General features: G+C 71.6%; 16 protein-coding genes. 9 read left to right on the top strand and 7 right to left on the bottom strand.

Annotation, left to right across the window (positions count from 1 at the left end; all coding sequences use genetic code 11):
* The first annotated feature begins 47 nt into the window (after positions 1 to 47).
* From ASE27_RS13535 to ASE27_RS13510, 6 genes are all read left to right on the top strand, one after another.
* Complete coding sequence (locus ASE27_RS13535; protein WP_231907770.1) at positions 48 to 485, top strand: MarR family winged helix-turn-helix transcriptional regulator; 438 nt, start codon at positions 48 to 50, stop codon at positions 483 to 485.
* A gap of 9 nt (positions 486 to 494) precedes the next feature.
* On the top strand, positions 495 to 1157 hold the full coding sequence (gene lipB / locus ASE27_RS13530; protein ID WP_056651182.1) for a lipoyl(octanoyl) transferase LipB: 663 nt from the start codon (positions 495 to 497) through the stop codon (positions 1155 to 1157).
* Positions 1158 to 1257: 100 nt separating this feature from the next.
* Entirely contained in the window at positions 1258 to 2625 is a 1368-nt protein-coding gene (locus ASE27_RS13525) for an MFS transporter (RefSeq protein ID WP_056651179.1), read from the top strand.
* 64 nt (positions 2626 to 2689) lie between these two features.
* Positions 2690 to 3691, top strand: coding sequence for a lipoyl synthase (lipA, locus tag ASE27_RS13520; RefSeq protein ID WP_056651175.1), 1002 nt, complete (start codon positions 2690 to 2692; stop codon positions 3689 to 3691).
* Between the two features lie 155 nt (positions 3692 to 3846).
* The gene (locus ASE27_RS13515; protein ID WP_056651169.1) at positions 3847 to 4578 is read left to right on the top strand and encodes a DUF4191 domain-containing protein; all 732 of its coding nucleotides are present in this window, start codon (positions 3847 to 3849) and stop codon (positions 4576 to 4578) included.
* Between the two features lie 111 nt (positions 4579 to 4689).
* Positions 4690 to 5340, top strand: a complete 651-nt coding sequence (locus tag ASE27_RS13510; protein ID WP_056651166.1) for a bifunctional 2-polyprenyl-6-hydroxyphenol methylase/3-demethylubiquinol 3-O-methyltransferase UbiG — start codon at positions 4690 to 4692, stop codon at positions 5338 to 5340.
* An 82-nt stretch (positions 5341 to 5422) separates the two neighbouring features.
* On the opposite strand, the gene ASE27_RS13505 is transcribed toward ASE27_RS13510, so the two are convergent.
* Positions 5423 to 5863 (bottom strand): RDD family protein, encoded by a 441-nt coding sequence (locus tag ASE27_RS13505; RefSeq protein ID WP_056651163.1) that lies wholly within the window; start codon positions 5861 to 5863, stop codon positions 5423 to 5425.
* A 215-nt stretch (positions 5864 to 6078) separates the two neighbouring features.
* On the opposite strand from ASE27_RS13505, the gene glnA reads away from it, so the two are divergent.
* The 3 genes from glnA to ASE27_RS13490 all read left to right on the top strand — a co-directional run bounded on the left by glnA (position 6079) and on the right by ASE27_RS13490 (position 9292).
* Positions 6079 to 7503 carry a type I glutamate--ammonia ligase gene (gene glnA / locus ASE27_RS13500; protein ID WP_056651160.1) on the top strand — a complete coding sequence of 475 codons (1425 nt, stop codon included), beginning with the start codon at positions 6079 to 6081 and terminating at the stop codon, positions 7501 to 7503.
* 395 nt (positions 7504 to 7898) lie between these two features.
* Complete coding sequence (locus ASE27_RS13495) at positions 7899 to 8348, top strand: hypothetical protein (RefSeq protein ID WP_157257616.1); 450 nt, start codon at positions 7899 to 7901, stop codon at positions 8346 to 8348.
* 173 nt (positions 8349 to 8521) lie between these two features.
* Positions 8522 to 9292, top strand: a complete 771-nt coding sequence (locus tag ASE27_RS13490) for a thioesterase family protein (protein WP_056651153.1) — start codon at positions 8522 to 8524, stop codon at positions 9290 to 9292.
* A 120-nt stretch (positions 9293 to 9412) separates the two neighbouring features.
* Here the strand turns inward: ASE27_RS13490 and ASE27_RS13485 are convergent, their stop codons facing one another.
* The 6 genes from ASE27_RS13485 to ASE27_RS13460 all read right to left on the bottom strand — a co-directional run bounded on the left by ASE27_RS13485 (position 9413) and on the right by ASE27_RS13460 (position 14519).
* Positions 9413 to 10252 carry an ABC transporter permease gene (locus ASE27_RS13485; protein ID WP_082608908.1) on the bottom strand — a complete coding sequence of 280 codons (840 nt, stop codon included), beginning with the start codon at positions 10250 to 10252 and terminating at the stop codon, positions 9413 to 9415.
* Complete coding sequence (locus ASE27_RS13480; RefSeq protein ID WP_056651150.1) at positions 10249 to 11049, bottom strand: ABC transporter ATP-binding protein; 801 nt, start codon at positions 11047 to 11049, stop codon at positions 10249 to 10251. The genes ASE27_RS13485 and ASE27_RS13480 overlap by 4 nt, the downstream gene beginning before the upstream one ends.
* Positions 11050 to 11131: 82 nt before the next feature.
* Positions 11132 to 11980, bottom strand: a complete 849-nt coding sequence (locus ASE27_RS13475) for a DUF4097 family beta strand repeat-containing protein (RefSeq protein WP_056651148.1) — start codon at positions 11978 to 11980, stop codon at positions 11132 to 11134.
* 72 nt (positions 11981 to 12052) lie between these two features.
* Positions 12053 to 12565: a ribbon-helix-helix protein, CopG family gene (locus ASE27_RS13470; protein ID WP_056651146.1), complete on the bottom strand. Its 513-nt coding sequence runs from the start codon at positions 12563 to 12565 to the stop codon at positions 12053 to 12055.
* A 127-nt stretch (positions 12566 to 12692) separates the two neighbouring features.
* Complete coding sequence (locus tag ASE27_RS13465; RefSeq protein WP_235535438.1) at positions 12693 to 13271, bottom strand: potassium channel family protein; 579 nt, start codon at positions 13269 to 13271, stop codon at positions 12693 to 12695.
* Positions 13272 to 13376: 105 nt separating this feature from the next.
* Positions 13377 to 14519: an AI-2E family transporter gene (locus ASE27_RS13460; RefSeq protein ID WP_056651143.1), complete on the bottom strand. Its 1143-nt coding sequence runs from the start codon at positions 14517 to 14519 to the stop codon at positions 13377 to 13379.
* Between the last annotated feature and the right edge of the window lie 2 nt (positions 14520 to 14521).

Raw genomic sequence — 14521 nt, 5'->3', positions numbered from 1 at the left:
AGTACTATTGACGACGGAGGTCTCAGAAGCAAGTGGACGCCAACCCCGTGAGCAGGGAACCGAAGGACTGGCCGACCGGCCGGCTCCTGTCGGCGGTGACCCGGCGGATCGAGCGTGAGTGGAACCATCACCTCGACGGCTGGGACCTCAACCACGCCTCGATGCCCGTCCTGCTGCACCTCCTCGCCGGCCCGCGGACCCAGCGCCAGCTCGCGGCCGAGTCGCACATCACCGAGCAGACCATGAGCCGCGTCCTGGCACGCCTCGAGCGGTCCGGGTACATCACGCGCGAGGACGACCCGTCCGACCGCCGACGACGCGCCGTGGCCATCACCCCGCCGGGACGGCAGGCCGCGCTCGCGGCCGCGAGCCCCCGGCCTGCCGAGGAGCTCAGCACCCGCGGCCTGAGCGACGACCAGATCGCCACGCTGCGTGAGATCCTCATCACCATGGTCGAGGCCCACCCGCGCCCGGGCGAGGACTAGCCTGACCGCATGCACTTCCGCACCGAGGGGCCCGGCCTGACCGACTACCAGGACGCCTGGGACCTGCAGCGCCAGGTCCACCAGGAGGTCGTGGACGGTCTCGCGCCGGACACCGTGATCCTCGTGGAGCACCCGAGCGTCTACACCGCGGGCCGGCGCACCAACAGGGCGGAGCGGCCCGACGACGGCACGCCCGTGGTCGACGTCGACCGCGGCGGGAAGATCACCTGGCACGGTCCGGGCCAGCTCGTGGCCTACCCGATCGTCCGTCTCGCCGAGCCCGTCGACGTGGTCGCCTACGTGCGCGCCCTCGAGGGCGCGGTCATGGACGTGTGCACGAGCCTGGGCGTCGAGACCTTCCGGGTCGAGGGGCGCAGCGGCGTGTGGCTCGCCGCGACCCCGACCCGGCGAGAGCGCAAGGTGTGCGCGATCGGGGTACGGGTCGCACGCGGCGTGACCATGCACGGGCTCGCGCTCAACTGCTGCCCGGACCTCGGCGAGTTCTCCCGGATCGTGCCGTGCGGCATCGCCGACGCCGACGTCACCTCGCTCTCGCTCGAGACCGGCCGCCAGGTCACGCTCGACGAGGTCTCCCCGCTGCTCGTCGCGGCACTGCGCACGCACCTGGCACCGCTACTCGCGGAGCACGAGGCGGCTCCTCTCCCCTTCTGAGGCGTTCGCCGCTAGAATGGGCCTCACCTCAAGGGAATCCTTGCGCAACCGGAGTACGGGTGGGTCGGTGCGCGGATCGGTTGACCCCTGAAGGACCCTCATGACCCGCACTCCCAGCCCCCTCGCGCCCGCTCGGCGCGACGTCGAGCCTGCCGCGACCGGCACCCTCGGCTCCCCTGCTCCGGCTCCTGACGACGTCGAGCCCCGGCGCGGGACCCTCGCCACGTACGGCGAGCTGCCTCGCCTGGCCGGCAAGGCCTTCCTCCCCATCGCCTTCCTGGCGCGGCTCCCGTTCTCGATGATCACGATCGGCACGCTGCTGCTGGTCAGCACGACCACGGGGTCGCTCGCGCTCGGCGGGCTCGCGAGCGCGGCCGCCGCCGTCGGGACGGCGCTCGGTGGCCCCACCCAGGGGACCCTCGCGGACCGCATCGGGCAGCGCACGGTGCTGCTCGTCGTCGTGCCCCTCAACGTCCTGGCCGTCCTGGGGCTCGTCCAGGCCGCGAGCGCCGGGGCCTCCTCGGCCGTCATCCTCGGAACCGCCGCGCTCGTGGGAGCGTTCGCCCCACAGGTCGGACCGCTCGCGCGCGTGCGCTGGATCGCCATGACCCAGCACCGCCCCCGGACCCTGCTCGCCGCGATGGGATACGAGTCCACGGCCGACGAGATCGGGTTCGTGCTCGGCCCGGCGCTCGTGGGCATCCTCGCGAGCGTCTGGTCGCCCCAGGCGGCGATGCTCTTCGCCGCGGGCGTGTGCGCGGTGTTCGGCCTGGCGTTCGCGCTGCACCCCACCGCGACCCCCGGCGCCCCCAAGCCGTCCCCGGAGGCCTCGGCCGCCGCCGGGCAGGACGCCCACGGCTCGTTCGCAGGGCTCCTGCGCCGGGTCCTGGTGCCCGTGCTCGGCATGCTCGCCATGGGCATGCTCTTCGGCAGCACCCAGACGGCCGTCACGTCGTTCATGCGCGACGCGGGGTCCGAGTCGCAGGCGGGCCTCGTCTACGCCGTGCTGGGCTTCGGTTCGGCGATCACGGCCCTGGCCGTCGTGGCGCTGCCGGCCCGCTTCGGTGCGCGCTCGCGCTGGGTGGCCTTCGCGTCGGGCCTGACCGTCGCGGCCGTCCTGACGTTCGTCGCAGGCGGCAGCGGGTCCCTCGGCACCCTCATCGGTGCTCTCGCGCTCCTGGGCCTGTTCGTGGGTCCCGTCATGGTCACGATCTTCACGGTCGGCGGAGACCTGAGCCCCACGAGCCGCAGCGGGGCCGCCATGACGATGCTCGCGAGCGCGAACGTCGTCGGTGTGGCCGTCGGCGCGAGCGTCGGCGGCCAGGTCGCCGAGGGGGTCGGGACCGCAGCCGCGTTCGCGCTGCCCGCGATCGCCGCCGCGCTGCTCGTGGTCACGGGACTGTCGCTCAGGTCACGTCCGGCACCGGTGGACGCTCCGGCACCCTCCGCGGCTCCTGGCGTACGCTGACTTTCACCCGATACCGGGCACGACTCCAGGGGGCCACCGCCCACCACGGACTGGGAGAGACCGCGTGACGATCGCACCTGAAGGGCGGCGCATGCTGCGGGTCGAGGCCCGCAACGCTGCGACACCCATCGAGAAGAAGCCCGAGTGGATCAAGACCCGGGCGACCATGGGACCCGAGTACACCGAGCTCAAGGGCCTCGTGCGCAAGGAGGGCCTGCACACGGTCTGCGAGGAGGCGGGCTGTCCCAACATCTTCGAGTGCTGGGAGGACCGCGAGGCCACGTTCCTCATCGGCGGTGACCAGTGCACGCGTCGCTGCGACTTCTGCCAGATCGACACGGGCAAGCCCGCCGACTTCGACGCGGACGAGCCGCGCCGCGTCGCCGAGTCGGTCCAGGCCATGGGTCTGCGCTACTCGACCATCACGGGCGTGGCCCGCGACGACCTGGCCGACGGCGGCGCGTGGCTCTACGCGGAGACCGTCCGCCAGATCCACGCGCTCAACCCCGGTACGGGCGTCGAGCTGCTCATCCCGGACTTCAACGCGATCCCCGAGCTGCTCGACGCGGTCAACGAGTCCCGCCCCGAGGTGCTCGCGCACAACGTGGAGACCGTGCCGCGCATCTTCAAGGAGATCCGCCCGGGCTTCCGGTACGACCGCTCGCTGTCCGTCATCACGCGGGCCCGCGAGGCCGGCCTCGTGACCAAGTCGAACATCATCCTCGGCATGGGCGAGACGATCGACGAGGCCAAGGAGGCCCTGCAGGACCTCCACGACGCAGGCTGCGACCTCATCACCATCACGCAGTACCTGCGCCCGTCGCTGCGCCACCACCCGGTCGCACGCTGGGTCAAGCCCGAGGAGTTCGTCGAGCTCTCCGACGAGGCCGAGCGCATCGGTTTCCTCGGCGTCATGTCCGGTCCGCTCGTGCGGTCGTCGTACCGCGCGGGCCGGCTGTGGGGCCAGGCCATGAAGCGTCGCGGCATGGAGATCCCCGCCGCGCTCGCCCACCTGGCCGAGCCGCGCACCTCCCGTCAGGAGGCAGCGAGCCTGCTGGCCCGCTGATCCCCCGCAGGACCGTTCGACACCGCTCGTCCCCGGGCCGGTCCCCGCTCCCGTCCTCCCGTCGTCGTGCGAGAGAATCGTGGGGCGGGGTCCGGCTCGCCGCCGTCCTCGCCCCTTCACCGGAGCACTCTCCGCCACCACTAGACTGAGGCACCATGGCCCGCAACAAGAGCACCGACCCCTCGACCGGGGTCGACGGCACCAAGCCGAAGAAGCAGAAGAAGCAGCGCTGGTATCACCAGGTCTGGGACGCGTACAAGATGACGCGCACCGAGGACCCGGCGGTCACGTGGATCATGCTCGCCGTGTTCGTCGGCATCCTCGCCGTCGCGATCGGGATCGGGCTGGCGTGGGGCCCCTGGGTCTACACGCTCATCGTGGGTCTGCCGTTCGCGTTCCTCGGCTCGCTGTTCGTCCTGACCCGTCGCGCCGAGACGGCTGCCTACAGCCGCATCGACGGCCAGCCCGGTGCTGCCCGTGCCGCGCTCGGCACGATCCGCCGCGGCTGGACGTTCGACGACGAGCCCGTCGCCCTGACCCCCCAGCAGGACCTCGTGTTCCGCGGGGTCGGCCGTGCCGGTGTGGTCCTCGTCGGCGAGGGCCCCACGCACCGCGTGACCAAGCTGCTCGAGGGCGAGAAGCGTCGCATCACCCGCGTCCTGCCGAACGTCCCGGTCACCACGATCCAGTGCGGCAACGGCGAGGACCAGGTGCCGCTCAAGAAGCTCGCACGCCAGGTCCAGAAGCTGCGCCCGACGCTCACCAAGCCGGAGGTGGCCGAGGTCAGCAAGCGCCTGCGGGCGCTGGGTGGCGCCAAGCTCCCCATCCCCAAGGGGATCGACCCCACGCGTGCACGCCCCGACCGCAAGGGCATGCGCGGGCGCTGAGCCTGCGTGCAACGCACCGACAGCCCGTCGACAGCCCGTCTGTCGGCGGGCTGTCCGCGTTCCTGGACCGGCAACACCGACACCCTGCGCCGACGACGCCGGAGGAGACCCGTGAGCGACCCGTGCTGGAACCACAACACCCACTACCACCCCGACCTCACGCGGCTCGTCGGCCCCGGGACGCGCACGGCCCTGGACGTCGGGTGCGGTGAGGGGCTCCTGACCCGTCGCCTGCGGGCGGCCGGTGCGGGACGTGTCCTGGGGATCGACCTCGACCAGGACCAGGTCGAGCGTGCGCGGGCAGCGTCGGGCGGTCCGCCCCAGGCGACCGGGCTCGACTACGTCGCGGGCGACGTCCTCGCCCCGCTGCCCGGCCTCGCCGAGCCGTTCGACCTCGTCACGACGGTCGCGACCCTGCACCACCTCCCGCTCGACCTCGGGCTGCGGAGGCTGCGCGGGCTGGTCGCACCGGGGGGCACGCTCGCGGTCGTGGGTCTCACCCGGCCCCGCACGGCGTGGGACCACGCGGTCAGCGCGGCCGCGATCCCTGCGGCCGTCTGGGCCCGACGGCGTCGCGGCGAGTGGGAGCACGGGTCACCGATCGCCGAGGTCACCACGAGCCACGCCGAGCTGCGCGCGGCGGCCCGCGAGATCCTGCCGGGGGCACGCCTGCGACGGCGCCTCTACTGGCGGTACACGCTCGTGTGGCGCGCGCCCGCGGCGAGCGGGGACCAGGGCGAGCGGGCACACCAGCGGACGTGACGGCGTCGGGCCACGGAGCCGTGGACCGGGAGCCTCGCGGGCGTCACCAGGCGGCGCACGGGAAACAGGGAGAGGGGCCGGGTCAGGCGCGGACGATGACCGTGCCCGCGGCCTTGTCGTGCATGCCGCGCCCGTCGCCGTCCCACACCACGGCCGGGACGACCAGGCACAGCAGGGCAGTGCGCACGAACCCGCGCCACAGACCGACCATGCGCCCCTCGCCGCCCAGGACCCGCACCTGCAGGCCCAGGACCCGGTGCCCGACCGTGTAGCCGAGCGTGCTCACCAGGAGCAGGTTCTCGACCGCGAACACACCGAGCGTCGCCATCGAGTTCGCGTCGAACACCAGGTAGCTGATGAGCATGCTCAGCAGCCAGTCGATGCACAGCGCGACGACCCTGCGCCCGACCGTCGCCATCGAGCCGGGACCGTCGGGCGGCAGGCCGAGGCGGCCGCCTCGGCCGTCCTCCCCACCGGTCGGCGTACCCTCGAGCCAGGAACCCACATCTTCACGCGACACCACGGCCCCAGCCTACGTGTCGGCGAGCGAGGTTCCGGCGCCTGACCGGCTTGTCCTGGTTCGGGGTCCCCCACCACGCATCGTCGCGCCGATGTCACACGGCAGGACGCTGTGTAACACGGACGAAACATTCGGTACACGGTGGGGAAACTCCCGGGGCCTAGGTTCGAGGCGCCACTGGAGGTACGGCCAGAGGACCCACTACCAAGGAGTTACGGATGTTCAAGAACGCGGAGGAGGCAATCGCCTTCACCCGGAACGAGGGCGTCGAGTTCGTCGACGTCCGGTTCTGCGACCTGCCGGGCGTCATGCAGCACTTCAACATCCCGATCTCGCAGTTCGCCGAGTCCGCCTTCACGGACGGCATGATGTTCGACGGGTCCTCGATCCGCGGCTTCCAGGCGATCCACGAGTCGGACATGAAGCTCATCCCTGACGTCACGACCGCCTACATCGACCCGTTCCGCAAGCGCAAGACGCTCATCGTGAACTTCTCGATCGTGGACCCCTTCACCGACGAGGCGTACTCCCGCGACCCGCGCAACGTGGCCTTCAAGGCCGAGGCGTACCTGCGCAGCACCGGCATCGCCGACACCGCGTTCTTCGCCCCCGAGGCCGAGTTCTACATCTTCGACGACGTCCGGTTCAAGACGAGCCAGAACGAGTCGTACTACCACCTCGACTCCAAGGAAGCGGCCTGGAACACCGGCCGCGTCGAGGAGGGTGGCAACCTCGGCTACAAGACCCGCTACAAGGGTGGCTACTTCCCCGTCTCCCCCAACGACCAGATGGCCGACCTGCGCGACGAGATGTGCGCAGTCCTCGACCAGGTCGGCCTGGACGTCGAGCGCGCGCACCACGAGGTGGGCACCGCCGGCCAGCAGGAGATCAACTACCGCTTCTCGACGCTCACCGCAGCGGCCGACGACCTGATGAAGTTCAAGTACGTCATCAAGAACGTCGCCTGGGAGGCCGGCAAGTCCGCGACCTTCATGCCGAAGCCGATCTTCGGTGACAACGGCTCGGGCATGCACTCGCACCAGTCGCTCTGGAAGGACGGCGAGCCCCTCTTCTACGACGAGAAGGGCTACGGCGGCCTGTCCGACCTCGCTCGCTGGTACATCGGCGGCCTCCTCAAGCACGCGCCCGCGCTGCTCGCGTTCACCAACCCGTCGGTCAACTCCTACCGTCGCCTGGTGCCCGGCTACGAGGCCCCCGTCAACCTGGTCTACTCGGCGCGCAACCGCTCCGCGTGCATCCGTATCCCCGTGACGGGCAACAACCCCAAGGCGAAGCGCGTCGAGTTCCGCGTCCCGGACCCGACGGCCAACCCCTACCTGGCGTTCGCGGCGCAGCTGCTCGCGGGCATCGACGGCATCAAGAACCGTATCGAGCCGCCGGAGCCGGTCGACAAGGACCTGTACGAGCTGCCCCCCGAGGAGCACGCCGCGATCCAGCAGGTGCCCGCGTCGCTCGAGGAGGCTCTCGACGCCCTCGAGGCCGACCACGACTTCCTGACCGTCGGGGACGTCTTCACGCCTGACCTCATCGAGACGTGGATCGCCTACAAGCGCGAGCACGAGGTGGACCCGATCCGTCTGCGCCCGCACCCGCACGAGTTCGAGCTCTACTACGACCTCTGATCGGTCCCGCTCCCCGCACCCGCGCTGAGCTGCTGAACTGATGCGCCGGCACCCCGGCCGCCCTCGTGGCGGTCGGGGTGCCACACTTTTGCCGCACGGCGCCCGGGGACGCCCTCTCACCGGCGGTCCGGGGCGCCGACTGCGCCGCCCCGCGAAGTTGGCGCGCCCGGCGCCCATCAGACGAAGCGCCTACAGGTCGCGCGCGCCGATGACCGTGAAGCCGCACGCGCCGAGATCGCCGCAGGACACCAGCGGTGAGCACCACCCGAGCCCACGGCACCGGCCGCCGGATCGACAACGGCCACGTCTGTGACGCGCTCCGTTAGCGCACCTGCCTCGCCACGGCACGCCCGACACCAGTCTCGTGACGGGTGGCTTGTGGGACGCTCCTCCACATGACGCCCAACTCTCCGACGAAGACCGAACTACGAGTCCGCACGCGCCGGAACGTCGCCGGGTGGTGTGCCGGTGGGGTGCTGCTCCTGGTTGGAGCGCTACCAGCCATGTACTTCTACATCCTGGGCAGGGAGTCGCAGAGCAGGTATTGCAACTCGGAGGTGTTCGTCAGGAGCGTCTGCGACCTGGCTCCGGAGAGGTTCGTCTGGGTCGCCGCCCTGCTCGCCGCGCCGCTCCTGATCGGGCTTCTCATCGCGCGCCCACGGGGTGTGCGGATCTACGTGACCGTAGTCACCCTGGCCGCCTTTGGGCTCTTCGCCCTCCTGCTCGCGACCGGCGACCCGGACCGCCCGGTGTTCGAGCTCCACCCTCGCGAACATGGCGATGCCCGTGCCGACACTGCGCGCCAGCCTTCGTCGGTCACCGTGGACGACCGCGGTGCCGCATGACTGCCCGTCCCTCCCCCTGGACGAACGCCCGCGTGCTGCGTCGATGCCTAACCCCTGCCCCGGGGATCCGAGGCCCGGCGCGCGGAGGGTGCGTCCGCCTGCGCCTCGCAGGCCCCCGGGTGGTAGGAAGGACGCGCCCACCCGCCACGAGCGGGTCCGTCCTGAGGAGACCCATGGCCTACTTCCGTCGCACCGGCGCGACGACCTTCGACCCGACCGAGCACGTGGGGGGCGCGTGGCGCACCGACGAGCAGCACGTCGCGCCCTCGCTCGGCCTGCTGGCCCACCTCGTCGAGACGGACCGCGACGAGCGCGGACGCAGCGACCTCGCCGTGACCCGGCTGTCGTACGACATCTGGGGGACGTACCCGCTCCTCGAGGTCGACACCCGGCTCACAGTGCTACGCACCGGGCGCACGGTCGAGCTCGTCGAGGCAGAGCTCACGTGCGGCGACCGCCGCGCGATCACGGTGCGCGCGTGGCTCGCCCGGACCTCCGACACCACAGCCTTGGCGGGCGGCGCTCCCCCGCCCGTGACCGGCCCGCAGGAGACGCCCGCCTGGGATCCCTCGACCGTGTGGCCGGGCGGCTTCATCGAGTCGATCGACGTGCGTCGCTCCCTGGTCGAGCCCGGGCGCGGGACCGTGTGGGTCCGGACCGACCACGCGCTCGTCGCGGACGAGGACGCGAGCCCGCTCGCCCGCGCAGCGGGCCTGCTCGACGCGGCCAACGGCATGTCGGTGCGCGCGCACCCGCGCGAGGTCGCCTTCCCGAACCTGGACCTGACCGTCCACCTGCATCGCTCGCCTCGCGGGGACTGGGTGGGCCTCGACACGACCGTGACGTTCGGCCGGACCGGGGCCGGACTCACGCACGCAGTGGTGCATGACGAGCACGGAGCTGTCGGGGCGCTCGCGCAGTCGCTCGTCGTGCGCCCGATCTGATGCGAGCCCCCGCCGCGGGCGCAACGACGGAGTGAGCGCCGCCGTCGGGAGGCCCGACGACGGCGCGCGGCCGGGGTGGCAGGCTCACCTGCCACCCCGGCCGTCGGACGAGGGCGCCGCTCAGAGGCGACGCTCACGACGGAACAGCGAGCGCGCCCACACGTACCCGGCGACGCCGATCACGACGCACCACGCCACGGCCTGCACCGCGGTCGAGCCCTCGAGCCCCGCACCGCCCGCGAGCAGGCCGCGCACGGTGTCGATGATGGGCGTGAACGGCTGGTGCTCGGCGAACCAGCGCACGGCGGTCGGCATGGTCTCGACGGGCACGAACCCGCTGCCGAGGAACGGCAGGAGCAGCAGGATCATGGGTGTGTTGCTCGCGGTCTCGACGCTGCGCGCGTTGAGCCCCATGGCGACGCACAGCCAGTTGAGGGCGATCCCGAGCAGGACGAACAGGCCCAGCAGCGCGAGCCAGTCGAGCGCGTCGGCCTCGGGGCGGTAGCCCATCGCGACCGCAGCGCCCAGCACGAGCACGAGCGCGATCAGGGCCTGGACGACGAACCCGAGCACGTGGCCCGACAGCACCGACCCGGGCGAGATCGCCATGGTCTTGAACCGGGCCATGATGCCGCTCGCGGCGTCCATGGCGGCGCTCACGGCGACCGACGTCGCTCCCCCGACCACGGTGATGACCAGGAGCGTGGGCGTGATGTAGTCCAGGTACGCGGCACGTCCGTCGGCTCCGGGCGTGACCCCGGGGGCGACGCCCGCGCCGAACGCCCCGCCGAACACGTACACGAACAGCAGGAGCATGACCAGGGGGCCGGCGACGATGAAGACCGTCAGTCCCGGGTAGCGCACCGCGCGCAGCAGGCTGCGGCGCAGCATAGTCAGGACGTCGGCGAGCGGTCGAGGTCGCGCGACGGTGGTGGGGGCGGTGGTGGCGATGGCGGTCATCGGACGTTCTCCTTGTCCTGTGTCGTTCCGGTCTCTTCGTCGGTGGACGGTTCGGTCAGCGCGAGGAACACCTCGTCGAGCGATCCGGCGTCGTGCACGGCCTTGAGCTCGTCGGGCGTGCCCTCGGCCACGACGCGCCCGTCGTGCAGGACGGCCACCGAGTCGGCGAGCCGGTCGGCCTCCTCGAGGTACTGCGTGGTGAGCAGGATCGTGGTGCCGCCAGCGACGAGCGTGCGCACCTCGTCCCACAGGGTGATGCGGCTGCGTGGGTCGAGGCCCGTGGTCGGTTCGTCGAGGAACACGACCGACGGCGTCCCGACGAGCGTCATCGCGAGGTCGAGCTTGCGCTTCATGCCGCCCGAGTAGGTCGCCACGGGCTTGCCCGCGGCCTCGGCGAGACCGAACTGCTCGAGCAGCTCGGCCGTCCGGCGCCGCCCGGCCGTCCGGCCCAGGTGGTTCAGGTCGGCCATGAGGCGCAGGTTCTCGGTGCCCGTGAGGAGCTCGTCGACCGCGGTGATCTGGCCGGTCACTCCGATCGAGGCGCGCACCGCGTCGGGCTCGCGGGCCACGTCGTGACCGGCGACCCGCACCGTGCCGGCATCGGCCGCCAGGAGGGTGGACAGGACGCCGACCGTGGTGGTCTTGCCCGACCCGTTGGGGCCGAGGAGCGCGGTCACGGTCCCGGCGGGGACCACGAGGTCGACCCCGTCGAGCACGAGCTGCTTGCCGGACTTCGACGCGTAGGACTTGCGCAGGCCGGCGACCTCGATCGCGGGTCCGCGGGTTGGGGTGGTCATGTGCTTCTCCTTCGATGGTGGTGGACGTGCGGGTGGAGCGACGATCAGGTGGGGCACGGAGTGCAGGAGGTCGACGAGACGATCAGGCGTGCGGCCGACGGACGACGACGTCGCCGTAGCTGGTGCCGGCACGGACCTCGACGGTCAGGTCGCTCTCGTCGGGTCCTGCTGCGTCCTGGAGGAGGTTGCGGACCTGGCCGTGCTGCGACGTCGCGTCGAGCCAGGCAGCCGTGCCCTCGGGCACGCCGACCTCGATCGAGCCGTACGAGCTCTCGAGCTGGACACGACCGTTCACGGCCTGCTCGACGCGGATACCGCCGTGCGCGCACCGGACCACCGTGTCGCCGTGCGACCGGTCGATCGCGATGTCCCCGTGCGCACCGTTGACCCGCAGGCTCCCCGTGGTCCGGCCGATCTCGGTCGTGCCGTTGGGGACCTTGACGACGGCGTCGCCGTCGAGCTCGCGGACCCGCAGCCCGCCCGCCGTGACCACCGCGTCGACAGGGCCGGAGACCCGGCCGACGCTGAGCGAGCCTGCCGAGACCTTGATGTCGAGGCGGTCGACGTCGTCGAGCCGGGCGTTGCCGCCGTTGAGGTTCAGGTCGACGGACCCGAGCCTGCCCTCCGCGTACAAGGACCCTGCCTTGCCGCGCAGGTCCGACCCGGCCGGGAGCTCGATGGTGACCTTGGCGCCACCGGACGCGAACGGCAGGACGTACTGCTTCCAGGAGCTGGGGTAGACGACGGAGATCGCGTCGCCGTCGCGTTCGACGCGCGTCTCCTCGGCGGCGCGGACCGAGCCGGACTTGGTCGGGTCGGCCGGCAGGACGGTCACGACGACGTCGTCCCGCTCTCCGGCGACGACGTACAGGTTGCCGAACGGGACGTCGATGACGACCGGGACGGGCGTGGGAGCAGCGAAAGTGGGCATGACGGATCCTCCAGAGGGGTGTACGTGTCCGCCCCGTGATGGCGGGGCGCCGGATGTGGTGTCGAGTGGTGGTCAGCGCACCCAGCCGGTCACACGACCGGAGGTGCTCGTGGCCCGTGCGGCCGGGCGGGACGTGGCGGTGGGTGCGAGCGCCGCGGCGACCGCGCGCACGAGCCACGTGTTGACGGACATGCCCTCGCGGGCTGCCGCCTCCTCGACCTGCGCCTTGAGCTGGTCGGGCAGTCGGAGCGTCGTGCGGGACGTGCTCACGTCGTCGGGGTCCAGGACCGCCGGGCGGGCGGGCTCCGCCGCCGGGGCGGCAGCTCCGTCGAAGGCCGGGCTCGGGGCCGGGGTCACGACGAACTCCGGGTCACGACCACGGAGCCGGACGTCCACCGCCCCCGGGGCGAGCTCGGCCGTGATCTCGTTGGCCGCGGTCGAGAGCGCCTCGAGCAGGACGAGGCGGACGGCTGCGTCGAGCGGGGCCGTCAGACGACCTGCGAGCTCACGTGCCTCGTCCCCGCCTGCGGCGGCCGCGGTGGCGAGCTGGTGCTGCAGCTCGTCGACATATCTCGTCAGTTCCATGACGCCACTATGACACCACTAATGGTGTCACCGCAAGAGATGTGGCGTCACTTCTTCGAAGTGGTGGTGTCATCGAGACGTCATGTCAGCGTCTTGGCAGGTCAGAGCGCTGCCGTCGCGATGCTCTTCACGACGTGCGCGCCTTCTTGACCGCCCCGAAGATGACCTGGATGCCGAGGCCGAGGATCACGAGGTCGAGCAGCACCTGTGCTGCCACGAGCAGCCTGACCGGTTCCGAGCGAGGGGCGATGTCACCGAATCCCACGGTCGCGAACGTCGTGATCGTGAAGTAGAGCGCGTCGGACCGGGTGAGCGGCTCGCTGAACGTGGTCGGGTCCTGGAACGCGATCATGAAGTACGTCGCCGCGAAGACGAGCAGGAACAACGGCACGGTCGTCGCCAAGGCCTGGGTCGCCCGGATCCCGGGGAACCTGGCGCGGACGATCGCGCGGACCTCCCAGTACATCGTGGTCACGAGCACCAGGAGGCAGAGGACGAGGGCGACGACCAACGACGACGGCGACGGGCGGTCGAGCGGCACCAGGTAGTAGAGCGCGACCAGCAGGATCGCGATCCCGCTCGCCCGGAGCAGTCCGAGCGCGATCAACGTCCATCGTCGCCGGGTCGAGAGGCCGCTCATCGGCCCCTGACCCGCCTCGCCGCCGTCGTCGTCGGGCATGCCCTCGACGGGTGCGTGCGCTGTCACGACGTCCTCCTTGCCATCTCGGACGCCCCCTGGGCGTCTCGTCTACTGGAGCATCCGTCGCACGACGGGCTCGGCCGTCGTTCGGACGCCCCCTGGGCGTCTCGTCTACTGGAGCATCCGTCGCACGACGGGCTCGGCCGTCGTGACGACGTGGTCGAAGAAGCCGTGACGACGCAGGCGGGAGACGCCCTCGGTGGCTACCGCCCAGGCCCGGACGGCGAGGATCAGACCGACGATCCCGCCCACGACCCCGCCGAGCGCCGTCACGACCAGCACGACCAGCGGATGGATGTCGAGCGTGCGGCCCATGACCCGCGGCTCGACGAAGTTCTCGAGCAGCAGGTTCGACGCGACCACGACGACGAGCATGATCACGGCCGGGGCGATCCCCCCGTCGCCCAGCGCCACGGCCACGGCCAGACCGCCCCCCAGGAACGCACCGATGTACGGGATGTACCCGCCGATGAAGTTCACCACCACGATCGTGAAGATCAGAGGAAGGCCCAGGAGGAGCGCGGCGACCCCGATGACCACGGCGACGACGACCGACATGGTCGTCCGGCCGCGGCCGTAGTCGCGCAGCGTCCGGCACGAGTCACCGATGAAGCCGTCGATCTCGGGCTGTGCTCCCGCCCTGAGCTGAGCGACGACCGAGCCCCTCAGCCGGGCACCGTCCTTGACGAGGTAGTACATGATCAGCGCGCCGAGGATCAGCCCGCTCGCGATGCCCACGAGCGCGCCGATCCCGCTCACGAGCCCGGTCAGGAAGCCACCGGTCACGCCCGGAGCCGAGTCCACCAGGGTCTCCCGTACGGCCTCGAGCGACTGCTCGTCGACGTCGAGCTCCGCGACGAGCTGGTCCGTCGCAGCATCGACCGAGGCACCGATCTCGTCGGTCTGCTGGACGATGCCGCGCGCGGCAGCGACGGCGACCGTGGTCGTGAGGGCGATCAGCGCCAGGACGACCACGCCCGCGGCCAGGCTGCTCGGAACGCCCCGTCGCCGCAGCCGGTCCGCGATCGGCTTGAAGCACACCGCGAGCACGGCCGCGAAGGTCAACGGCAGGACGATCTCGCTCACGGCCGCGAGCGCCAGCACGACGAGGACGACGGCCACGACCGTGCCGACGAAGCTCCACGCCCAGAGGCCGACCTTCGGGCCCCAGGAGAGCGTGGCGACCGGGCCGGCACGCCCTCCTGGACGCCCGTCCGCGACGCCGGGAGGGGGTTCGGCTGACTCGGGGATCACAC

It is taken from the genome of Oerskovia sp. Root918 (assembly GCF_001428945.1).
In the GTDB taxonomy this organism is placed as follows: Bacteria; Actinomycetota; Actinomycetes; order Actinomycetales; family Cellulomonadaceae; genus Oerskovia; species Oerskovia enterophila.
This window is presented reverse-complemented; position numbering and strand designations above follow the sequence as displayed.